At 65.4% G+C, this 19,861-nt stretch carries 21 protein-coding genes and 1 riboswitch; of the genes, 4 read left to right on the top strand and 17 right to left on the bottom strand.

All coding sequences use genetic code 11. The features are described from left to right. Positions 1 to 79: 79 nt before the first annotated feature. Positions 80 to 1,252, top strand: coding sequence for an MFS transporter (locus ACSFBL_RS18245; RefSeq protein WP_435517206.1), 1,173 nt, complete (start codon positions 80 to 82; stop codon positions 1,250 to 1,252). Here the strand turns inward: ACSFBL_RS18245 and ACSFBL_RS18240 are convergent. Both ACSFBL_RS18240 and ACSFBL_RS18235 read right to left on the bottom strand, forming a co-directional pair. Beyond that, a complete protein-coding gene (locus ACSFBL_RS18240; RefSeq protein WP_435517205.1) occupies positions 1,249 to 2,085 on the bottom strand; it encodes an alpha/beta hydrolase in 837 nt (278 codons plus the stop codon). The genes ACSFBL_RS18245 and ACSFBL_RS18240 overlap by 4 nt on opposite strands. Then, on the bottom strand, positions 2,082 to 3,575 hold the full coding sequence (locus tag ACSFBL_RS18235; RefSeq protein WP_435517204.1) for a M20 family metallopeptidase: 1,494 nt from the start codon (positions 3,573 to 3,575) through the stop codon (positions 2,082 to 2,084). The genes ACSFBL_RS18240 and ACSFBL_RS18235 overlap by 4 nt, the downstream gene beginning before the upstream one ends. A 173-nt stretch (positions 3,576 to 3,748) precedes the next feature. Between ACSFBL_RS18235 and ACSFBL_RS18230 the strand changes: the two genes are divergently transcribed. After that, entirely contained in the window at positions 3,749 to 4,555 is an 807-nt protein-coding gene (locus ACSFBL_RS18230) for a DUF72 domain-containing protein (protein WP_435517203.1), read from the top strand. Positions 4,556 to 4,562: 7 nt separating this feature from the next. Here the strand turns inward: ACSFBL_RS18230 and ACSFBL_RS18225 are convergent, their stop codons facing one another. From ACSFBL_RS18225 to ACSFBL_RS18205, 5 genes are all read right to left on the bottom strand, one after another. Further along, complete coding sequence (locus ACSFBL_RS18225; RefSeq protein ID WP_435517202.1) at positions 4,563 to 5,093, bottom strand: bactofilin family protein; 531 nt, start codon at positions 5,091 to 5,093, stop codon at positions 4,563 to 4,565. Between the two features lie 131 nt (positions 5,094 to 5,224). After that, a complete protein-coding gene (locus tag ACSFBL_RS18220) occupies positions 5,225 to 5,821 on the bottom strand; it encodes an IMPACT family protein (RefSeq protein ID WP_435517201.1) in 597 nt (198 codons plus the stop codon). Between the two features lie 27 nt (positions 5,822 to 5,848). Continuing rightward, positions 5,849 to 6,436, bottom strand: a complete 588-nt coding sequence (gene metW, locus ACSFBL_RS18215) for a methionine biosynthesis protein MetW (RefSeq protein ID WP_435517200.1) — start codon at positions 6,434 to 6,436, stop codon at positions 5,849 to 5,851. Next, complete coding sequence (gene metX, locus ACSFBL_RS18210; protein ID WP_435517199.1) at positions 6,433 to 7,620, bottom strand: homoserine O-succinyltransferase MetX; 1,188 nt, start codon at positions 7,618 to 7,620, stop codon at positions 6,433 to 6,435. Before metX ends, metW begins: the two co-directional genes overlap by 4 nt. A 115-nt stretch (positions 7,621 to 7,735) precedes the next feature. Continuing rightward, positions 7,736 to 8,302: a TMEM165/GDT1 family protein gene (locus ACSFBL_RS18205; RefSeq protein ID WP_435517198.1), complete on the bottom strand. Its 567-nt coding sequence runs from the start codon at positions 8,300 to 8,302 to the stop codon at positions 7,736 to 7,738. A gap of 7 nt (positions 8,303 to 8,309) precedes the next feature. Next, a riboswitch (yybP-ykoY riboswitch) is annotated at positions 8,310 to 8,492 on the bottom strand. A gap of 250 nt (positions 8,493 to 8,742) precedes the next feature. On the opposite strand from ACSFBL_RS18205, the gene ACSFBL_RS18200 reads away from it, so the two are divergent. Next, positions 8,743 to 9,258: an RNA recognition motif domain-containing protein gene (locus tag ACSFBL_RS18200; protein WP_435517197.1), complete on the top strand. Its 516-nt coding sequence runs from the start codon at positions 8,743 to 8,745 to the stop codon at positions 9,256 to 9,258. 84 nt (positions 9,259 to 9,342) lie between these two features. Here the strand turns inward: ACSFBL_RS18200 and ACSFBL_RS18195 are convergent, their stop codons facing one another. The 4 genes from ACSFBL_RS18195 to ACSFBL_RS18180 are packed head-to-tail and all read right to left on the bottom strand — an operon-like array spanning position 9,343 to position 12,333. Beyond that, complete coding sequence (locus ACSFBL_RS18195) at positions 9,343 to 10,104, bottom strand: SDR family oxidoreductase (RefSeq protein WP_435517196.1); 762 nt, start codon at positions 10,102 to 10,104, stop codon at positions 9,343 to 9,345. A 41-nt stretch (positions 10,105 to 10,145) separates the two neighbouring features. Beyond that, entirely contained in the window at positions 10,146 to 10,787 is a 642-nt protein-coding gene (gene lptC / locus ACSFBL_RS18190) for an LPS export ABC transporter periplasmic protein LptC (protein WP_435517195.1), read from the bottom strand. Then, positions 10,784 to 11,332: a KdsC family phosphatase gene (locus ACSFBL_RS18185; RefSeq protein ID WP_435517194.1), complete on the bottom strand. Its 549-nt coding sequence runs from the start codon at positions 11,330 to 11,332 to the stop codon at positions 10,784 to 10,786. Before ACSFBL_RS18185 ends, lptC begins: the two co-directional genes overlap by 4 nt. After that, positions 11,332 to 12,333 carry a KpsF/GutQ family sugar-phosphate isomerase gene (locus tag ACSFBL_RS18180; protein ID WP_435517193.1) on the bottom strand — a complete coding sequence of 334 codons (1,002 nt, stop codon included), beginning with the start codon at positions 12,331 to 12,333 and terminating at the stop codon, positions 11,332 to 11,334. Before ACSFBL_RS18180 ends, ACSFBL_RS18185 begins: the two co-directional genes overlap by 1 nt. Before the next feature lie 76 nt (positions 12,334 to 12,409). On the opposite strand from ACSFBL_RS18180, the gene ACSFBL_RS18175 reads away from it, so the two are divergent. Continuing rightward, positions 12,410 to 14,395, top strand: a complete 1,986-nt coding sequence (locus ACSFBL_RS18175) for a monovalent cation:proton antiporter family protein (RefSeq protein WP_435517192.1) — start codon at positions 12,410 to 12,412, stop codon at positions 14,393 to 14,395. Between the two features lie 6 nt (positions 14,396 to 14,401). Here ACSFBL_RS18175 and ACSFBL_RS18170 read toward each other — a convergent pair whose 3' ends face one another. The 6 genes from ACSFBL_RS18170 to ACSFBL_RS18145 form a co-directional block, all read right to left on the bottom strand. Then, positions 14,402 to 15,256 carry a hypothetical protein gene (locus ACSFBL_RS18170; RefSeq protein ID WP_435517191.1) on the bottom strand — a complete coding sequence of 285 codons (855 nt, stop codon included), beginning with the start codon at positions 15,254 to 15,256 and terminating at the stop codon, positions 14,402 to 14,404. Between the two features lie 89 nt (positions 15,257 to 15,345). Further along, the gene (locus ACSFBL_RS18165; RefSeq protein WP_435517190.1) at positions 15,346 to 15,813 is read right to left on the bottom strand and encodes a cyclic nucleotide-binding domain-containing protein; all 468 of its coding nucleotides are present in this window, start codon (positions 15,811 to 15,813) and stop codon (positions 15,346 to 15,348) included. Positions 15,814 to 15,897: 84 nt separating this feature from the next. Further along, positions 15,898 to 17,310: a tRNA uridine-5-carboxymethylaminomethyl(34) synthesis GTPase MnmE gene (mnmE, locus tag ACSFBL_RS18160; RefSeq protein WP_435517189.1), complete on the bottom strand. Its 1,413-nt coding sequence runs from the start codon at positions 17,308 to 17,310 to the stop codon at positions 15,898 to 15,900. Between the two features lie 65 nt (positions 17,311 to 17,375). Beyond that, complete coding sequence (yidC, locus tag ACSFBL_RS18155) at positions 17,376 to 19,124, bottom strand: membrane protein insertase YidC (protein ID WP_435517188.1); 1,749 nt, start codon at positions 19,122 to 19,124, stop codon at positions 17,376 to 17,378. Then, a complete protein-coding gene (gene yidD, locus ACSFBL_RS18150; protein ID WP_435517187.1) occupies positions 19,121 to 19,408 on the bottom strand; it encodes a membrane protein insertion efficiency factor YidD in 288 nt (95 codons plus the stop codon). The genes yidC and yidD overlap by 4 nt, the downstream gene beginning before the upstream one ends. Continuing rightward, the gene (locus ACSFBL_RS18145; protein WP_435517186.1) at positions 19,408 to 19,797 is read right to left on the bottom strand and encodes a ribonuclease P protein component; all 390 of its coding nucleotides are present in this window, start codon (positions 19,795 to 19,797) and stop codon (positions 19,408 to 19,410) included. Before ACSFBL_RS18145 ends, yidD begins: the two co-directional genes overlap by 1 nt. Positions 19,798 to 19,861 lie beyond the last annotated feature (64 nt).

Below are 19,861 nucleotides of genomic sequence, written 5' to 3'. Positions count from 1 at the left end.
TCGCATCGAACATGGCGCCCCAGGGCGCCATTTTTTTGGGCCGTGATAGAACCGGACTCCACTCCCCCGTCCCCGTCGCATGAATCGAAATCTCTGGCTGCTCACCATCTGCCAAGGCCTGTTCCTGACGAACAACGTCACCTTCATGGCGATCAACGGCCTCGTCGGTCTTGCACTGGCGCCGCGGGGCTGGATGGCGACACTGCCGGTGATGGGCTACGTGGTGGGCGGTGCGCTGGCCACCAGCCTGGTTGCCCGTGCGCAGAGGCGCTTCGGTCGCCAACGCTCGTTCCAGATCGGAATTGCGGTAGCACTCGGCTCGGCGCTGCTTTGCGCGCAGGCGGCGATCTGGAAGGAATTCTGGCTGCTTTGCCTCGCGACCGTGGTGGCGGGCTACTACAACGCGAATGCCAGCCTCTATCGTTTTGCCGCAGCCGAACTCGCGGCACCCGACTGGCGCGAGAAAGCAGTCTCGCTCGTGATGGCCGGCGGTCTGATCGGCGCGGTCGCAGGTCCCAATCTCGCGGCCGTGACACGCAACTGGTTCGCGGTGCCTTTCGCGGGTGCCTACCTGGCCTTGGCGGCCGTCGCGCTGCTCTCGATGGTGATGATGCAGTTCATCGACTTTCCCGCGCCGCCGCTCAGGACCGCGGCGACAGGCGGTCGCTCTCTCGGCGAGATCGCGCGCCAGCCGGTATTCATCGTCGCGGCCGTGTCCGGGGCCCTCGGATTCGGCGTGATGAACCTCCTCATGGCCGCGACGCCGATCGCGATGCAGGTCTGCAGCATGCCTTTCAACGACATCGCCTTCGTCCTCGAATGGCATGTCATCGGCATGTTCGCGCCGGGCTTTTTCACCGGGCACCTGATCCGCCGCGTGGGCGTGCTGCCGGTGATGGGCGCGGGCCTGGCGCTCAACCTCGGCTGCATTGCGGTGGCACTCTCCGGGGTCGACCTGCATCAGTTCCTGATTGCGCTCTTCATGCTGGGCGTCGGCTGGAACTTCCTGTTCACCGGCAGCACGACGCTTTCGCTCTCGGCCTACACGGCCGAAGAGAGGGACCGGGCCCAGGGCGCGCTCAACTTCTGTGTCTTCGCGACGCTCGCGTTGAGTTCGTTCGCATCGGGCGTGCTGGTGACGACGCAGGGCTGGCGTCTGCTGAACCTGGGCTCACTGGTTCCAGTGCTGTTGACAGGCATTGCGCTGTTGTGGCTCGCGCGCCGCCGGCGCACCGCGCCCGCAGTGGCTTAGCGCGCAGGAAAGCGCGCGTCGAGCCAATGCTGGAGCGTATTGAACACCGAGGTGGCGTCGAGCTCGTTGAAGATCTCGTGATAGTGAGAAGGAAAGCAGGTCGCACTGACGATCGACGCGGGCGCCGCTGACGCGAAGGCGCGACTTCCGGCAGGGCTCACCAGTTGATCGTCGCCGGCGTAGATCAACAGCGTGGGCACATGCCATCCGGATGCCGCCGACTGGATGAATGCGCCTTCGTCCGCGAGAAACCGCGCCAGCCGCGCGCCGATGCGGTCGTGGCACAGCGGGTCGCTGCGATAGGCCGGCGCGACGGCGGGGTCGTGCGACAGGTATTGGATGTCGAGGCCGTTGCTCACGCGCAAGTCCGGCGCCAGGCGGGAAAGCGTTGCGACAAGAAAGCGCTGGAACGCACTGAGCCCGGCGTCGAGCGCCGGGGATGAGAGCACCAACCCATCGACGGGGCGCACATTGCGGGCCACGAAGCTCGCGGCGACCAGGCCACCGAGGCTGTGTCCGAGCAATACAAGAGGAAGGCCCGGACAGGCCCCGCGCGTGTCATCGACAACGAGCGCGAGATCGTCGACCAGTCGATTGGACGCGGGCAGGCCACCACGGGCGCCGCTCGACGCGCCGTGCCCATGATGGTCCGCCGCGCGCACTGCGAATCCCCAGGCGTTGAGGCGATCGGCCACGTGCGCATGACGCCCGGCGTGTTCGCCAAGGCCGTGGACGAGGACGACGACCCCCCTGGCGCGACTGGCTTCCAAGGGCCAGTCGTACAGCGCCAGCGTCTCACCGCCCGGCGCCTGCAGCGTATTTGGCGTCTTCAAGCCGCGACGGCGCGGGCAATCGGCAGGGCGGCGATGACCTCGGCCACGGCAGCGGTCAACTTCTTGGCATACGGCACGTGCAGGAACTCGTTGGGGCCGTGTGCGTTGCTCTTCGGCCCCAGCACGCCGCAAACCATCATCTGGGCCTTCGGGAAGCCGACGCTCAGCATGTTCATCAGCGGAATCGTGCCGCCTTGCCCGATGTACCCGCAGTCCGCGCCGAAGTGCGCGCGCGAAGCGGCATTGAGCGCGCTTTCGAACCACGGCGCCGTCTCGGGCGCGTTCCATCCGGTGGCACCACCGTTGCTGTCGAACGTGACCTTGGCCTGGTACGGCGCGTTGTCCTCGAGCAGCGTCTTGAGCTGCTGCACGGCCTGGTCGGCATCGACCAGCGGAGGCAGGCGCAGGGAGAGCTTGAAGGCGGTATACGGGCGCAGGACGTTGCCCGCATCCTTGAGGGCCGGGAAGCCTTCGGCGCCGGTGACCGAGAGCGTCGGCTTCCAGGTGCGGTTGATCAGCGCTTCGACCGGATCGGTGGTGGTCGGCAGCGCGAAGGTCGTGGAACCGCCGCAATCGAAGTGCGCCCAAGGGAAGCGCTTGTAGACCTCTTCGCCGAGGATGGCGGCCGTCGCCTTGGCCTGCGCCAGTCTTTCGGCCGGCACGGTGCAATGAAAGCTTTCGGGCAGCAGGCGGCCGGTCTTGCTGTCTTCGAGCCGGTCCAGCACCTGCCGCATGATCCGGAAGCTCGACGGCACGAGGCCAGAGGCGTCGCCGGAGTGCACGCCCTCGGTGAGGATCTCGACCTTGAGCGTGCCGCTGGCCATGCCGCGCAGCGAGGTGGTGAGCCACAACTGGTCGTAGTTGCCCGCACCCGAATCCAGACAGATGACGAGCGATACGTCGCCGAGGCGCGGGCGCAATGCATCGACGTAGGGGAGCAGGTCGTAGGAGCCGGACTCTTCGCAGGTCTCGATCAGGCCGACGATGCGCGGATGCGCCGCGCCCTGCGCCTTGAGCGCCTGCAGTGCGGCGACGCTCGCATAGACCGCATAGCCGTCGTCGGCGCCGCCGCGTCCGTAGAGCAGGCCGTTCTCGTACTTGGGCGTCCACGGACCGAGGTCGTTGCGCCAGCCGGTGAACTCGGGCTGCTTGTCGAGGTGGCCGTACATCAGCACGGTCTCCTTCATGTCGGTACCGGTGGCGGGCACCTCGAAGAAGAGCACGGGGGTGCGGCCTTCGAGCCGGACGATTTCCAGCTTGAGGCCTTCGACCTTCTGGGCCTCGACCCAGCTCGCCGCGTTGCGCAGGACGGTTTCAAGGTAACCGTGCTGCGCCCATTCCTTGTCGAAACCGGGCGACTTGGCCGGAATCGCGATGTAGTCGGTCAGTTGCTTGACGATGTCGTTGTCCCACTTGGACGACACATCGGACAGCGCGCGCCCGGCGTCGAGCAGACCGGCGGGCAATTCGCGGTGGAGGGGGGCGTTCATGAAGTTCTCCGCGGGGTTGGGGAAACGATGTTAGTGCCTATGGGCGCATCGTGCGCAGGTGACATGGAGCCGGTGGATGCGATAAAAGGCGTGCTTCGCCAACGTCGAAGGGAAGTCATGACTGCGCACATGGAAGTTTCCAGCCTGATCGCGCTTGCGCAAGGAGGGCGGCCGTGAACGCGGCGGGCGAACGCATCCGGGTCGGCGTGGGCGGCTGGACGTACGAGCCATGGCGCAACAACTTCTATCCGGCCGGGCTGCCTCAGTCGCAGGAATTGAACTATGCGAGTCGGCATCTCACCGCCATCGAGGTGAACGGCACCTACTACAGCACCTTCAAGCCGACGACTTTCAAGAAGTGGCATGACGACACGCCTGACGGCTTTATGTTCTCGCTGAAGGCGTCACGCTTTTCGACCAATCGCAAGCTGCTCGCGACGGCCGGTGATTCGATCAAGCGCTTCGTGGACAGCGGGATCGGCGAACTCGGCAGCAAGCTCGGGCCGATCGTCTGGCAGTTCATGCCGACCAAGGTGTTCGATCCGGAGGATCTCGCGGGCTTTCTCGAGCTGTTGCCGAAGAAGGAGGGCAGCCGCGCGCTGCGGCACGTGCTGGATGTGCGGCACGAGAGTTTCCGTACGCCCGACTACCTGGCACTGGCCCGCAAGCACGGCGTCGCCACGGTCTTCACCGATTCGGACAAGTTTCCGTCGTTCGCGGACCTGACCGGCGACTTTGTCTACGCGCGGCTCATGAACAGCGATGCGAAGTTCGAGAACGGCTATGCGCCCAAGGCACTCGACGAGTGGGCCGAGGCCGCGAAGACGTGGGCCAAGGGCGGCACGCCCGCGTCGTTGCCACGTGTCGAGGTCGGCAAGTCCCAGCCATCGAAGGCGCGCGATGTCTTCGTCTACTTCATCAATGGCGCAAAAGAAAAGGCACCGGCTGCTGCCGGTGCCTTGATCAAGAGACTGGGCTGAGCCGGACTCAGGCGGCTGCTTGCAGGGTGGCTGCGGGCTTGCTGCCGGCAGGGGCCGCACCGAAGCTGATCTCACCGGAAAGCTGTCCGCCTTCTTCGACGACGATCTTGCCGTAGCGGATCTTGCCGGTGACCTTGCCGGTGGAATGGATCACGAGCTTCTCGCGCACCGTCAGGTTGCCATCGAACAGGCCCCGGATTTCCGCGATGTCGATCTCTGCGGAACCCTTGAAGGCACCTTGCTCGGCGATCTGCATCACACGCGAATCCATGGTGGCTTCCACCAGACCTTCGACAACGAGCGTGTCGCAATCCGTGATCTCGACGCCCTTGAGCTTGATGTTCGGACCGACGGTGAGTTTGCTGCCGCCTTCCTTCGCGACGCTGGCAACAGCGTTGGCGGCCTGGGTCGTGAGCGTGGAGGGGCTGACCGGCGTGCCCGAGAGATTGGTGCCAGAACCCATCAAAGGCGCGGGGCGGGAGGTGAGATTGTCGGCTTCGCGTTCACGTTTGCCGAAGAAGGGGGACTGTGTGGCCAATGGGGAGCTCCTCAGAAACGCCTATCGTAAGAACGGCTCCGCGCGCGATGGCACTTCATTGCGAAAGAAGCGTAACTGAATAAATCGCGTTTTCCATCTATTGGGAACTTTGGTGTTCCTCAATCGACGCATCAGCGGATTGATTCCGACAGCCAGGCTACTCGCCCCTGGGCCACATCGTCGAGCCGCGCGACGAAGTCGAGGGCTGCGTGTTCCGGCATTGTGAAGGAGAAATGCACGAGGCTGTCATGGCGCACTTCGTTGATGGTGGCACCGGCCGCCGCGATCTCGCGACGTAGGGGTCCTTCGAACGCATAGGGCACGGCGCAACGAAGCGTGCGCTGCCGCACCAGAGGCACGAGTGCGGCGCCGGCCAGCGCCAGCGCGATGCTGTCGGTGTACGCGCGAACGAGTCCGCCCGCTCCGAGCTTGACGCCGCCGAAGTAGCGCACGACGGTGGCCAGCGCGCTTTCGAGATCGTGATGGCGGAGCACTTCGAGCATCGGCCGTCCGGCAGTACCGCCCGGCTCGCCGTCGTCGTTCGCTGCCGATTGCCCGCCTGCCATGAGGGCCCAGCAGACGTGGGCCGCGCCCGGATGTTCGCTGCGCAAGGCATCGACCACCGCCTGTGCCGCGGCGCGGTCGACCACCGGCTGAACGCACCCGATGAAGCGGCTCTTCTTGACGATCAGCTCGCTGTGAAGCGGCGCGGCCAGAGTGAACGGCATGGGGTCAGGCGCGGCCGTCGCCGATGGCTAGCGATCCCGCTCGAACTTGAAGACAGCGGTGCTGGCACGTGCGTTCGGCAACCAACGCACTTCGCGGCCATCCTGAAGGCCGAAGGCATCGAGAACACGAAGGCGGTTCTTGCGCGCCAGCACTTCGAAGTCCTTGAAGGTCCCTACGCGGATGTTGGGCGTGTCGTACCACTGGTAGGGCAGGCGTCGCGTCACGGGCATGCGGCCGCGCGCGATGCTGATGCGATTCGGCCAATGCGCGAAGTTGGGGAATGCGACGATGCCGATGCGGCCGACGCGCGCGGTCTCGCGCAACATGACCTCGGCATTGCGCAGGTGCTGCAGCGTGTCGATCTGCAGCACGACATCGAAGGATGCGTCGTCGAACATCGCGAGGCCTTCGTCGAGGTTGAGCTGGATCACGTCCACCCCTCGGCGGACGCACTTCAGCACATTGCCGTCGGCGATCTCGATGCCGTAGCCGGTGCAGCCCCGTTCCCGCTGCAGCAGGTCGAGCAGTGCGCCGTCGCCGCAACCGAGGTCGAGCACGCGTGCGCCTTCCGGCACGAGGCGTGCGATGAGCTGTTGGGTGTCCTGATCGCTCATGCCAGTGAAGCTCCGGCGGAGGCCTTCGACTCCGACGCCTGCGTCGCGAAGGTGATTCGGTCGAAGTAGGAGCGCACCACGCTCATATAGCGCACGTCGTCGAGCAGGAACGCGTCGTGGCCGTGCGGTGCGTCGATTTCCGCGTAGCTCACGTTGCGGCTGTTGTCGAGCAGGGCCTTGACGATCTCGCGGCTGCGTGCTGGCGAGAAGCGCCAGTCCGTCGTGAAGCTCACGAGCAGGAACTTGGCCTTCGCGCGTGCCAGCGCTGCGCGGAGGTCGCCGCCGTGCTCGCGCGCGGGATCGAAGTAGTCGAGTGCACGCGTGATGAGCAGGTAGGTGTTGGCGTCGAAGTACTCGCTGAACTTGTCGCCGTTGTAGCGCAGGTAGCTTTCGATCTGGAACTCGACCTCCTGCGTCGAATAGAGGAAGTCCGTGTTGTCCGCGGCGCCCTCGACCGCGCTGCGCAGCGCACGGCCGAACTTCTCGTTCATCAGATCGTCGCTCTGATAGGTGATATGGCCGATCATTCGGGCGATGCGAAGTCCCCGCTTGGGGATCACTCCGTGCTCGTAGAAATGGCCGCCGTTGAAATCCGGGTCCGTCACGATCGCGCGGCGTGCGACTTCATTGAACGCGATGTTCTGCGCCGTCAGGCTGGGCGCGCTGGCCACCACGACAGCGTTCTGCACGCGATCGGGGTATTGCAGCGTCCAGGACAGCGCCTGCATGCCGCCGAGGCTGCCGCCCATCACCGCCGCGAGTTTCCGGATGCCGAGGGCGTCGAGGAGTGCTGCTTGCGCATTGACCCAGTCCTCGACCGTCACCACGGGAAAGTCGGCGCCGTATGCGAGGCCCGTGGCGGGATTGACGTGCATCGGCCCCGTCGAGCCGAAACACGAGCCGAGGTTGTTGATGCCGATGACGAAGAACCGGTCGGTGTCCACCGGTTTGCCCGGACCGATCATGTTGTCCCACCAGCCCTCCGATTTTTCCTGCCCCGCGTACACCCCTGCGACGTGGTGGGAGGCATTCAGCGCGTGACAGACCAGCACCGCGTTGCTGCGGTCCGCGTCGAGTTCGCCGTAGGTCTCGAACGCGAGCGTGTAGTCGCTGATCGAAGCGCCGCTGGTGAGAGCCAGCGGACCGGCGAAATGCATCGATTGCGGAGTGACGACGAACGACATGAATGAAAAACCCGGCCTCGCCAAAAACGAGCCGGGTCCGGCATCCGTCTTTAGCTGCATTTGTTAAGCGCCCGCAAGCTGGAGCAAATCGGCGCGTCCGGGAAGTATATGCCGGTCAACCCCAGCCGATCAACGCAGCCACGCCGAGCACCATGAAGATGACGGCGGAGATGCCGTGCACGAGCTTGATGGGGACACGCTTCACGATGCGCTCGCCCAGCCATACCACCGGCGCGTTGGCCAGCATCATGCCGAGGGTGGTGCCGAAGACGACCCACGCATAGGCGTCGACGTAGCGAGCGGCCAGCATCACGGTGGCGATCTGCGTCTTGTCGCCCATCTCCGCGAGAAAGAAGGCGACGAGGGTGGTGCCGAAGACGCCGAAGCGCGATGACTTGGGCACTTCGTCGTCGTCGAGCTTGTCCGGAATCATCATCCAGAGCGCCATCGCGATGAATGAGCCGCCAAGGATCCATCGCAGCACGACGGGGCCGAGGAAGTGGGTCACCCAATTGCCGACGGCGCCCGCGAGGGCATGGTTCAGGACCGTGGCCGCGAAGATGCCCAGGACGATGGGCCAGGGCTTGCGGAATCGTGCGGCAAGAACGAGAGAGAGCAGTTGGGTCTTGTCACCCATTTCGGCGAGAGCGACCACGCCGGTTGCAACGAAAAATGCTTCCATGAAAAAGGGATTCCTACGGCCGAAGGACGCAATTGACCGCACGACACCTTCGGCCGAATCCCGAAGTCGTGCGGTCAAAGGTCTCGCCAGGCTGGACACTGTCTGCGCCATGTCTTGCACGAGGCAAGACAAGTCTGTTGACGCAAACCCTTCTCACGATGGAAGGCGGCTACTCCCCAATGACCGTTGAAATTGTAGTGCCTCGGGGAGCGCATTTGTAAGCGTGCGCCAACATCAACAATTTTTCGAGGTCGGCGGCGGAGGGGGCAAATTCCTACTTGCACTTGACGTATTTCACCCATAATGCACGAGCCTTCCTCCAAATTCTGGGGGTGGGGATTCGGTGATCGGACAGTTTCGCGCAACTCGGCGGATTTTTCCTTTGGGTGGTGCTCTCGGGACTCCATCGCTTTTCTTGATGTGTTTATAGGAGTCCCTTGATGGGCAACAAACTGTACGTCGGTAACCTGCCTTACTCGGTACGTGACGGTGATCTCGAGCAGGCCTTCGGGCAATTCGGTGCCGTGACGAGCGCCAAGGTCATGATGGAGCGCGACACAGGCCGCTCCAAGGGCTTTGGCTTCGTCGAAATGGGCAGCGATGCGGAAGCACAAGCAGCCATCAACGGCATGAACGGTCAGCCTCTGGGCGGCCGCAGCGTGGTCGTGAATGAAGCGCGTCCGATGGAAGCACGTCCCCCGCGCAGCGGTGGCGGCGGCTACGGCGGCGGTGGTGGTTATGGCGGCGGTGGTGGTGGCGGCTACGGCGGTGGCGGCGGCGGTCGCAGCGGCGGTGGCGGCTATGGCGGCGGCGGCGGTGGTTACGGCGGTGGTGGCCGCAGCGGTGGCGGTGGTGGCGATGGCGGTTTCCGCAGCCCCTACGGCGCCGGCCCGCGTGGCGGCGGCGGTGGTCGCGGCGGCTACGGCGGCGGCAACGGCGGCAACAGCGGCTATTGAACCCGCGCACAAACCGAACGCACGACAAAAAGGCTCCCTGGGGAGCCTTTTTTCATGGTCTGCCGGGACCGGCGCCGATGCGGGTCATTCCCCCGCGCGCCGCTTGCGCCCACGGCCCTTCACGGCGCGGTCGAACACGGCGTTGGGAAGCAAGCGCATGATCTTGGCGACCACCCCCATCTGCCACGGAATCACGCGATAGGTCGTTCCAGCGTCGATGGCTCGAAACGCCTGGGCCGCGAATTCGTCGGGTGTCATCAGGAAAGGCATGCTGTAGCGATTGCCCTGCGTCAACGGGGTGTCGACGTAGCCCGGGCAGATCGTCACGACCTTGATGCCGCTCTGGGCCAACTCGCCCCGCAGGCTCTCGCAGTACGCGACAACGCCGGCTTTGCTCGCGCAGTACGCGCCATGACCCGGAAGGCCACGTATCGCCGCAACGCTTCCGATACCGACCAGGCGGCCGCTTCCTCGCGCCTTCATGGCGCCGATGAAAGGATGGAAGGTCCCCGCGAGTCCAATGTTGTTCGTCGCGAACGTCCGCGCCAGCACGTCGAGATCCTCGCGCTCGGCCGTGTCCATGCCGATGCTGATGCCGGCATTGGCAATAACGACGTCCGGTGCGCCCTGTCGTTCGATGCAGGCCGCACCGGCACCCACGATGCTGTCGACCACGGCCACGTCGGCGCCGTAGACCTGGAAGCGGTCGACATCGAGGTGCCGCCCAGCCGCCCACGCTTCGATTTCCGCCGTACGTCGCGCGACAAGCGCGAGCGAGTAGCCCTCCTCGTAGAAGCGCAAGGCCAGCGCCTGCCCGATCCCACTCGACGCCCCGGTGATGAACACGAGGGGCCTGCTCCGAGCTTGGTCCTGAAAGGTGGAGGCGGTCAGCGCTTCGCTCCCGGCGCGGGAACGCGCGGCATCAGCACACCACGGACGCGTCCCTTGAGATCGGCGACGCCTGTGATGCTGTCGTAGTCCAGCGAATCCGCCGTGAACTGGTCTGTGCCGCGGATCAACGTGACCGGCTTGTGCGACTTGACGCGCTCGCTGTCCAGGAATGCGTGCAGGAACTCGCCGCGAAATTCCAGACGCGGTGTTGCCTTGCCGTCGGCGGTCGATGCGGGGTCACGAATGATCACTGCATTCCCGAACAGTTGGATTTCGGACCCGTCGCCGTTGGACAAGCCACGCGTCGCGGAACCGTGGGTAACAAGGCCCTCATCGGAAATGGCGCGCCACCGCACATCGTCGACTTCGAGCGTGTCGTTGTCCGGATAGTGACGGCCTTCCTTGCCGAACAATTCGCTGCGCAGTTCGCCGTTGGGAAGGAAATTCTTCACCACGAAGCCTCGCATGAAGAAATCGGGTTCATGCGTCGGGGCTTCCGCCGGCGTCGGCGCGGTGAGCTTCGGCGCGCTGCGCACCAGCCAGTAGGTGCCCAGGGCGAGCGCCGCGGTCAGGATGAGCGGAAGGTAGATCGTCGCGCGATCGATTCCTTTGCGCAGCAGGCGCCAGGCCGACCTCATGCGGGCAGGCCCCGCGCACCGTCCAGCAACCGGCGGTAGTGGCCGCCCGCCGTCAGCAACAGATCGCAGAACTCGCGTGCGGCGCCTTCGCCGCCCCGCGCGGCCGTCACATGGTGGGCAATCGCACGGACCTCGGTGTGCGCATTGGCGGGCGCAGCGGAGAAGGCCACACGGGACAGCACCGGGAGGTCGGGCCAATCGTCGCCGATGGCGGCGGCCTGAGTCCACTTGAGGCCGAGGAGTGCGAGCATGGCCTCGGCCGCCGGCAGCTTGTCTTCGGTGCCGTAGCGCACATGTTCGATACCGAGCGCCGTGAGCCGCACCCGCAGCGGCTTCGAATCGCGTCCCGTGATCACCGCCGGGGTGATGCCCGCCATGCGAAGCAGCTTGAGGCCGTAGCCGTCCAGGATGCTGAAGCGCTTGAGGGTTTCGCCGTGCTCGCTGAAATACACACCCCCGTCGGTCAACACGCCGTCGACGTCGAAGAACGCGACGCGGACGTCCTGCGCGGCGAGCAAGGTCTCCGCCTTGAAGTCGATGGGCATCAGATAACCTTCGCGCGCATCAGGTCGTTGATGGTGAGGGCACCGATCAGGATGCCGGAAGCATCGACCACCAGCACGCTCGTGATGCGGTGCTGCTCCATCAGCTCGGCGGCTTCGGCCGCGAGCGCCTCGGCCCGCAGCGTTCGCGGGCCGACATGCATCACGTCGCCTGCCGTCAGGGCTCGCAGGTCGGCACCGGTCTCGACCTGTCGACGCAGGTCGCCGTCGGTGAAGATGCCGATGGCCCGGCCGTCCGGATCGACGACCGCGGTGGCGCCCAATCCCTTTGCGCTCATCTCGCGCATCAGTTCGCTCAGGCTCGCGCCGGGTCCGACACGCGGCACGGCATCGCCCGAACGCATGACGTCGCCCACGTGGGTCAGGAGCTTGCGTCCCAATGCGCCGCCGGGGTGCGAGCGCGCAAAGTCTTCGGTGCCGAAGCCGCGCGCATCGAGCAAGGCGACCGCGAGCGCGTCGCCGAGGGCCATCTGGGCCGTCGTGCTGGCGGTGGGCGCGAGGTTGAGAGGACAGGCTTCCTTCTCGACGCCGCTGTCGAGGACGATGTCGGCATGGCGCGCCAATGTGGAATCGGCGCCGCCGGTCATGGCGATCAAGGGCACGCCTTGGCGCTTGACGACCGGGAGGATGACGGTGAGTTCCTCGACCTCGCCGCTGTTCGAGATCGCGAGCACGAGATCGACCGCCTTGATCATGCCGAGGTCGCCATGGCTGGCCTCGGCCGGATGCACGAACATGGCCGGCGTACCGGTCGACGCGAGCGTGGCGGCGATCTTGCGACCGACGTGGCCGCTCTTGCCCATGCCCATCACGACAACGCGGCCGCGCACGTCGAGGATCTTGCGAACGGCCTCCACGAAGCTCGGCCCGACGCGCTCCTTGAGGCCGAGCACGGCCGCTGCTTCGATATCGAAGGTGATACGCGCCCGCGCGAGCATTGCGGCGGGTTCGGCCGTCGGGGCCAGGTCGGGGCGGGAACTCATCGACGGATTTTATCGGGCAGGGCCGGCCGGCACACATGGGGCGGGAACCATGGGGAACATTCAGTAGCATCGGGCCATGTCGTCGCTCGATCTCACGTTGATGTACCTGCTTGCTGCGGTGATCGGCGTGGTGGTCTGCCGCTTCTTCAAGCTGCCGCCCATGCTGGGCTATCTGTCGGCCGGCGTGCTGATCGGACCGCATGCGTTCGCGCTGGCCCAGAACTCCGAGGGCATCCAACACCTGGGCGAGTTCGGCGTCGTTTTCCTGATGTTCGTGATCGGCCTGGAGTTCAGCCTGCCCAAGCTGCGAACCATGCGCAAGCACGTGTTCGGGCTGGGACTCCTGCAGGTGATGCTCACGATCGCGATCGCGACCGGCGGCGCATTGCTGATCGCTGCCTGGCTGCCGCCCGGCTGGCGCCTGGGCTGGCAAACGGCATTCGTGCTGTCCGGCGCGCTCACCATGAGCAGCACCGCGATCGTCGTGAAGCTCATGGCCGAGCGTCTGGAACTCGACAGCGAGCACGGCAAGCGGGTAATGGGCGTGCTGTTGTTCCAGGATCTCGCCGTGGTGCCTTTGCTGGTGCTGATCCCGGCCTTGGGCGCGCCGCCGGAAGCCCTGCTGAAGGCATTGGGTGTCGCGCTATTGAAGGCCACGTTCCTGATCGCAGTACTGCTTTATGGCGGGCCGCGGGTGATGCGCTGGTGGCTGACGCTGGTCGCTCGCCGGCGCAGCGAGGAGCTCTTCATGCTCAACCTGCTGCTGGTGACCCTCGGGCTGGCCTGGCTGACCGAGCTTGCCGGGCTGAGCCTGGCACTCGGTGCCTTCGTTGCCGGCATGCTGGTCTCGGAGACCGAGTTCAAGCACCAGGTCGAAACGGACATCCGGCCCTTTCACGACGTCCTCCTGGGGCTGTTCTTCATCACGATCGGGATGTCGCTCGACTGGCACATCGTCGTCGAGCGCTGGGCCCTTGTCGCGGTGCTCCTGCTGTTGCCCCTGGCCTTCAAGCTCATGCTGGTCACAGTGCTGGCTCGTTTGCTCGGCGCGACGATGGGCGTCTCGCTGCGCACGGGCCTCTACCTCGCGCAGGCCGGCGAGTTCGGCTTCGTGCTGCTGGCGCTGGCCCAGGGGAAGAATCTGCTGCCGCAGTGGCTGCTGAACCCGGTGCTGGCGTCGATGGTGCTGTCGATGCTCTCGACGCCTTTCATCATCATGTACAGCAACCGCATCGTGCGAAAACTCGTGGCCAGCGACTGGCTCCAGCAGTCGCTGCAGATGACGACGATCGCGCGAAAGACGATCAATACCGCGCAGCACGTGATCATCTGCGGCTACGGGCGTTGCGGGCAGAACCTGGCCCGTGTGCTGGAGCGCGAGGGCATCCCCTACCTGGCGCTGGACCTTGACCCGGACCGCGTCCGCCAGGCCACGGCGGCCGGCGATTCGGTGGTCTTCGGCGACGCCGCACGCCTGCAGGCGCTGATGGCTTCCGGCCTGGCGCGCGCCAGCGCCGTGGTGGTGACGTACCAGGACGTGCCGGGCGCCCTCAAGGTCCTGGCCAACACCCGCGCGCACGCGCCGCAGGTGCCGGTGATCGTGCGCACGCAGGACGATCGCGATCTCGAGAAGCTGCAGGCCGCCGGCGCGACAGAGGTGGTGCCCGAGGCGATCGAAGGTTCACTGATGCTGGCCAGTCATGCGTTGGCGCTTGTCGGCGTGCCGATGCGGCGCGTGATCCGGGTGGTCCAGGACCAGCGGGACGCGCGCTACAACCTGCTGCGCGGCTACTTCCATGGCGCCGACGACGACAACGCCGACGAGCTCGACCACGAGCGCCTGAATACCTTCACGCTGTCCGGCGGCGCGCGCGCGATCGGTCAGCCGCTTGCCCGGGTTGCGCTCCATGCCCTCGGCGTGCGCGTGGCAAGTCTGCGTCGGCGCGATGGCAAGGCTGCCGACGCCACCGACGACACGGTGCTGGCGGATGGCGACACGCTGGTGCTGTCCGGCAAGCCGGGCGCGCTGGCCATGGCGATCGACAAGCTGCAGAAGGGCTGATCGGAATCAGTTGATCAGCGTCGGATTCCGCTTTTCTTCCTCGATCTGCTGTTGGCGTCGAACGGCTTCGCACTGGGCGTGCAATCTGAAGTCTGCCTTGGCACACTGCGCGGCCATGCACTGGGCGCGAGCGATGAAGTTCAGGCCGGCGCACAGCGACTGTGGGCTCGCCGGCGCAACGGGCTCGGGCGGTGGCGGTGGCGCGGGTTCCGACACCGGTGTGGCAGCGGGTTGCGGCGCGACCGCCACTGGCGCTGCGGCCTTGCGAGGTTTGGCGGGCGCCGAGGCGGGTTTCGCGGGAACGGGGGGCGGCTCTTCCATCGGCGGCGCTTCGGTGACAACAGGTGCAGGCTCGATCATTTTCGCGATCACTGGGGGAGCCGTCACAGGCTCGGCAGGTGCCGGTACTGGTAGGGCGACCTCCTTCGCAACAGCGGGCACCGCCGAGTTCCGGGCGTTGTAGACATAGCCCCAACCGAGCGCGACGGCGGCGACCACCGCAATCACCAGGCCCCACGTACCGAGTCGACTCACCAGGGACTGACGCTCGCTGGCGACGCTTCTCGAACGCGAGGACCGCCTGGCGGCGGACCGACGGGCGCTTCGAGCCAGCGACGACGAGGAGGGCGAAGCAGGCAGGGGGGGCGGCAACGTCCGCCGCGCGCGAGACAGCACTTCAGCCGCCCCGGCAACTGCCGTTGCGGGGATGGCACGGTTGAAAAGCGCATCCGGGGCGAGGTCGGGGTGATACGCCATGCGCTGGGTCGCGGGCCATTCGTCCTCGATGCCCGGCAGCGTGTCGGCAGGTTCCGCGACCTCGATGGCGCCAGCAGTCACCGCAGAAGCGACAGGGACGTTCATCCGCCGGCCGCACCCCTTGCAGAACTTGCTGTTCTCGTCACGGTTTGCCGTTTGGCATTCAGCGCAGACCACCGCAATGCAACCCGTCGTCAGGTCACCGCGACGCGCTTGGGCTTGTTCACCATGCGCTTGGCGATGACGGCGCCCAGTCCCATCGTCAGTTCCAGGGCGAGATTCGGTTGCCGGTTCGACATCTCGGCGAACCGGATGGCGGTCAGTCTCCAGACGCGGGCCGAGCCGGTTGCAACGACGTTGGCCGAACGCGGCAGGCGCGAGAAGAACGCGCCTTCACCCACCACCGATCCGGGGTTGAGGATGGCCAGTTGCATCTGGCCCCTGTCACCGATGAGGTGCACGCTGAGCGCGCCGCTCTCGATGAAGAAAAGCGTTCGGTCGTTCGCGCCCTGGTCGATCAGCACCTGGCCCGCCGACAAGTCGAAGGGTTGCAGATAGCTGGCCAGGGTCTCCCATTGCTGGGCGTTGAGCGCTGGCGCAAAGGCGTCATAGCTGGTGTTTTGCGCGATGGCGCGGCAAAGATCCTGAATGCTGGATGACATCGATGTAAGCCCCTGCTGTGGGTCGAGTATCTGCGAAACCACAAATGCGCGGTGACACATATCACACAAACTCACATTTTCAGCTCATTTGCCGATGCAGAAGCGGGAAAAGATCACGCCGAGCAAGTCGTCGGCGCCGAACTCGCCGGTGATTTCACTGAGCGCGTTCTGCGCGAGGCGCAGTTCTTCAGCCAGCAGGTCCAGGGCCTGGGCACGCGAAGCAAGGTGCTCTGCCGCAATGGCAATGTGCTGGTCGACACGCGACAGCGCCTGGACGTGCCTCGCCCTCGCAAGGTAGACGCCCTCGGGGACGGACTGCCATCCCGCCACCTCGAGCAAACGGCTCCGAAGCGCCTCAATTCCGAAACCGGTCCGGGCGGACAGGCTGACCCCCGCGTCCGAGCTCGGGTTTGCGCCTGGTGCCGCATCCAGCTTGCTCCAGATGTCGATCACCGGGACGCTCGGAGGCAATTTGGTCGTCAGGACGCGCGCGATCTCCTCGTCCGCCTGCGAGTACTCGGCCGCGGTCATCCGTGTCAGGTCGTGCAGGAACAACACCGCGTCCGCGCCTTCGATCTGCCCCCATGCGCGCGCGATACCGATCTGCTCGACTTCGTCGATGCTGTCGCGCAGGCCGGCCGTGTCGACCACATGAAGTGGTACCCCATGGATCTGGATGGTCTGCGAGACGACGTCCCTCGTGGTGCCAGCGACGGCGCTCACGATGGCCAGTTCCGCGCCGGCCAGGGCATTGAGCAGCGAACTCTTGCCCGCATTCGGTTGCCCTGCAATCACGACCTTGATGCCTTCCCGCAACAGGGCGCCCTGGCGCGCGCGCTGCTGCACCGCGTCGAGTTGCACCTTGAGCGCTGCCAGTTGCCCGACGGCGTCGGCCTCCTGAAGAAAGTCGATCTCCTCGTCGGGAAAGTCGAGTGTTGCCTCGACGAGCATACGCAGGCGCACCAACGCGTCGAGCAAGGTATGGATCTCCTCCGAAAAGGCCCCGGAAAGCGAACGCCCGGCACTGCGCGCCGCGGCTTCCGTGCTGGCATCGATCAGGTCGGCAATCGCCTCGGCCTGGGCCAGATCGATCTTTCCGTTGAGAAAGGCACGCTGGCTGAACTCTCCCGGTTCCGCCACACGCAATCCGGCCAGCCGGCGTTGGCCGTTGGCAGGGTCGATTTCTTCGGCCGCCTCGAGGCAGCGCGCGAGCAGCAACTGCAGCACCACCGTCCCGCCGTGCGCTTGCAGCTCGAACACGTCCTCGCCGGTGAAGGAATGCGGCGCGGGGAAGTGGATCGCCAATCCGTGATCGATCGCCACACCCTCGGCATCGAGGAACGGAAGGTAAGTCGCCTCGCGTGGTTTCAGAGGGCGCGCGCAGATGGCCTCGATGAGGGGCGCCATCCGCGCACCGGACACCCGCACGATGCCGACGGCCCCCCGGCCGGAAGCCGTGGCGATGGCAACGATCGGATCGGTGGTGCGCGCGAGCATGGCGGGATTCTTCCAGCAAAAAGGGCCGCTTTCGCGGCCCCTCGTCATGGCGTCAGGGTTGACGCCTACTTCTTGCCAAGCACGCCCAGGCGCTTGTTGATGAACCACTGCTGCGCGATCGACAGCACGTTGTTGGTGATCCAGTACAGCACGAGGCCCGCAGGGAAGAAGATGAACATCACGCTGAACGCGAGCGGCATGATCCACATGAGCTTGGCCTGCATCGGGTCCGGCGGCGTCGGGTTGAGCCAGGTCTGGAAGAGCGAGGTCGCCGTCATCACCACCGGAAGGATGAACCAGGGATCGGGTGCCGAAAGGTCCTGGATCCAGAGAACCCACGGTGCGTGGCGCATCTCGACGGACGACAGAAGCACCCAGTAGAGCGCGATGAACACGGGGATCTGGATCACGATCGGGAAGCAGCCGCCCATCGGGTTGACCTTTTCCTCGCGATAGATCCGCATCATCTCCTGCTGCATTTCCTGCGGCTTGTCCTTGAGGCGCTCGCGCATTTCCATGATCTTGGGATTGATCGCCTTCATCTTGGCCATGCTTGCGTAGGCCTTGGCGTTGAGCCAGTAGAAGGCGGCCTTCAGCAGGACCACAAGCGCCACGATCGACCAGCCCCAGTTGCCGAGGATGCCGTGCAGTTGGTTGAGGAGCCAGTACAGCGGCTTGGAGATGATCGCGAAGATGCCGTAGTCCTTGACGAGGTCGAGGCCGGGCGCAAGCGCTTCCAGCTTCTTCTCTTCCTCGGGACCGGCGAAGAGATTGCTCTCGATGGTCTGCGCCGCTCCGGGCGCCAGCTTCGGCACCTGCAGCACCATGGCCACCGAGAACAGGTTGTTGCCGAGATCCGCGACCCGGAACTCGCGCTTGATGTTCTCGCTGCCGGGCACGTTCAGCAGCCAGGCCGAGACGAAATAGTGCTGCACCATGGCGACCCAGCCATCGGTGGCAGGCGCTGGCAACTCGACCTTGCCCTTGGCGATGTCGGTGAAGGCGATCTTCTGGAACTTCTTCTGTTCCGTGAAGATGGCCGGACCGGTGAAGGTATTGGTGCCGAACATCGTGCCCGCAGCGACGGTGCCGTGGCGCACGAATTGCAGATAGAGCTGTGCGTCGCGCGGCTGGTCGCTGACGTTGACGATCTGGTGCTTGACGTGGATCGAATAGTCGCCGCGCTGGAACACGTAGGTCTTGACGTATTTCATGCCGCCCACGGGCTGCGATTCGAAGACCACTTCGAGCGTGTTCTGCCCGTCGGCCAGTTGGCGCGGTCCCGGGCGGGCCGTCATCAGGCTCAGGTGGTTGGGGAAGCGGTCACCGGTGTCCACGGTGTTCAACAGGCCTGTCTGGGCGACGTAGCGGGTCGCGGGCGAGCCGTTTTCCATCAGGGTGACGGGCTTGAGTTCGTTCTCCGCGACCGGAAGACCGAAGAGTCGCCGAACCCATTCGACGAGCCCATGGTTGTTGGTCTGGTCGACGAACTTGAGCAGCTGCAGTTCGGAGAGGGTGCCGCCTTCTCCGTCAATCACGGCCTTGAAAACGTCAGTGGAGACGGTGAACTTTTCGCCGATTGCCGGAGCAGCGGCTTGAGCAGGTAGCGCGCCGCTTGCAGGCGTGCCTGCGGCGGCAGGGACGCCGTTGCTGGAGGTTGCCGCCGGCGCGACCGGTGGGTTGGCGGGCGCAGCCGTCTTCGTCGAAGGAAGGAAAGTCGGCTTGTGGCCGTTGTAGACCTGCCATTGGTCCCACAGCAGCACCAGCGAGAAACCAAAAATCACCCACAGGATGGTGCGGCGGATATCGTTCATGAAGAAGACTTCTTGTCGTCGGAAGAGAGAAAGGCAAACAGCGAGCCCGAGCGCGAGGTCGGGTGTTGTGCCTTGGGAGGAACCGGATCATGCCCGCCTTGGCACCAGGGCTGGCATCGGGCGATCCGGCGCAGCGTGAGATAGCTGCCGGCTGCCGCGCCGTGCTGCTCGAGCGCGGCGATGGCGTAGATGGAACAGGTGGGCTCGAAACGGCAGGACTGGCCGAGCCAAGGGCTCAGCAAAAGTCGGTAGGCCTTTACGAGGCCGATCAGCAAGCGGTTCATCATGCGCGCGCCGCGGCGGCCCGCTCTAGCAATTGCTGGAGTTCGGCCCGCACGGCGGCCTTGAGCTTGTCGGACGTCGCGCTGACGAACTCCTTGCGGTCGAAGCCCGCGCGCAGGCGCACGACGTGCGCGGCCTGTGGCAATGAAGCTTCGGACGCGGCTGCGCTCACGATATAGATCTGACGTTTGATCGCGTTGCGGGTGACCGCACGGCGAGCCCAGCGTTTGGGAACCATCGCCCCAACCCATACGTCCTGCTCATTGAACAGGGGTGCGGCGCCGGACGAGACGTCCAGCGCACAGCGATGCAGTGCAAAGTGGGCGGTCCGCGCCACGGTTACACCTGCGAGTACGGCCTGGAATTGCGCGCGGGTCTTGAGCCGCTGCATGAAAGCCAACCGCAAGGCGCCGTCAGGATGTGATGGCGGCTGCGATGCGACTGGCAACGGTGCG

This window comes from Variovorax glacialis, from assembly GCF_051216375.1.
GTDB lineage: Bacteria > Pseudomonadota > Gammaproteobacteria > Burkholderiales > Burkholderiaceae_C > Variovorax.
The sequence above is the reverse complement of the archived record's forward strand: the minus strand, read 5'-3'. Positions and strand labels throughout refer to the sequence as shown.

What these genes read in the sequence shown, in the direction of transcription:
- ACSFBL_RS18245 (WP_435517206.1), top strand. Translation starts at nt 80, where the DNA reads ATGAATCGAAATCTCTGGCTGCTCACCATCTGCCAAGGCCTGTTCCTG.
- ACSFBL_RS18235 (WP_435517204.1), bottom strand. Translation starts at nt 3,575, where the DNA reads ATGAACGCCCCCCTCCACCGCGAATTGCCCGCCGGTCTGCTCGACGCC.
- ACSFBL_RS18220 (WP_435517201.1), bottom strand. Translation starts at nt 5,821, where the DNA reads ATGCCGTTCACTCTGGCCGCGCCGCTTCACAGCGAGCTGATCGTCAAG.
- metW (WP_435517200.1), bottom strand. Translation starts at nt 6,436, where the DNA reads ATGAGCGATCAGGACACCCAACAGCTCATCGCACGCCTCGTGCCGGAA.
- metX (WP_435517199.1), bottom strand. Translation starts at nt 7,620, where the DNA reads ATGTCGTTCGTCGTCACTCCGCAATCGATGCATTTCGCCGGTCCGCTG.
- ACSFBL_RS18205 (WP_435517198.1), bottom strand. Translation starts at nt 8,302, where the DNA reads ATGGAAGCATTTTTCGTTGCAACCGGCGTGGTCGCTCTCGCCGAAATG.
- ACSFBL_RS18200 (WP_435517197.1), top strand. Translation starts at nt 8,743, where the DNA reads ATGGGCAACAAACTGTACGTCGGTAACCTGCCTTACTCGGTACGTGAC.
- lptC (WP_435517195.1), bottom strand. Translation starts at nt 10,787, where the DNA reads ATGAGGTCGGCCTGGCGCCTGCTGCGCAAAGGAATCGATCGCGCGACG.
- ACSFBL_RS18185 (WP_435517194.1), bottom strand. Translation starts at nt 11,332, where the DNA reads ATGCCCATCGACTTCAAGGCGGAGACCTTGCTCGCCGCGCAGGACGTC.
- ACSFBL_RS18180 (WP_435517193.1), bottom strand. Translation starts at nt 12,333, where the DNA reads ATGAGTTCCCGCCCCGACCTGGCCCCGACGGCCGAACCCGCCGCAATG.
- ACSFBL_RS18175 (WP_435517192.1), top strand. Translation starts at nt 12,410, where the DNA reads ATGTCGTCGCTCGATCTCACGTTGATGTACCTGCTTGCTGCGGTGATC.
- ACSFBL_RS18170 (WP_435517191.1), bottom strand. Translation starts at nt 15,256, where the DNA reads ATGAACGTCCCTGTCGCTTCTGCGGTGACTGCTGGCGCCATCGAGGTC.
- ACSFBL_RS18165 (WP_435517190.1), bottom strand. Translation starts at nt 15,813, where the DNA reads ATGTCATCCAGCATTCAGGATCTTTGCCGCGCCATCGCGCAAAACACC.
- mnmE (WP_435517189.1), bottom strand. Translation starts at nt 17,310, where the DNA reads ATGCTCGCGCGCACCACCGATCCGATCGTTGCCATCGCCACGGCTTCC.
- yidC (WP_435517188.1), bottom strand. Translation starts at nt 19,124, where the DNA reads ATGAACGATATCCGCCGCACCATCCTGTGGGTGATTTTTGGTTTCTCG.
- yidD (WP_435517187.1), bottom strand. Translation starts at nt 19,408, where the DNA reads ATGAACCGCTTGCTGATCGGCCTCGTAAAGGCCTACCGACTTTTGCTG.
- ACSFBL_RS18145 (WP_435517186.1), bottom strand. Translation starts at nt 19,797, where the DNA reads ATGCAGCGGCTCAAGACCCGCGCGCAATTCCAGGCCGTACTCGCAGGT.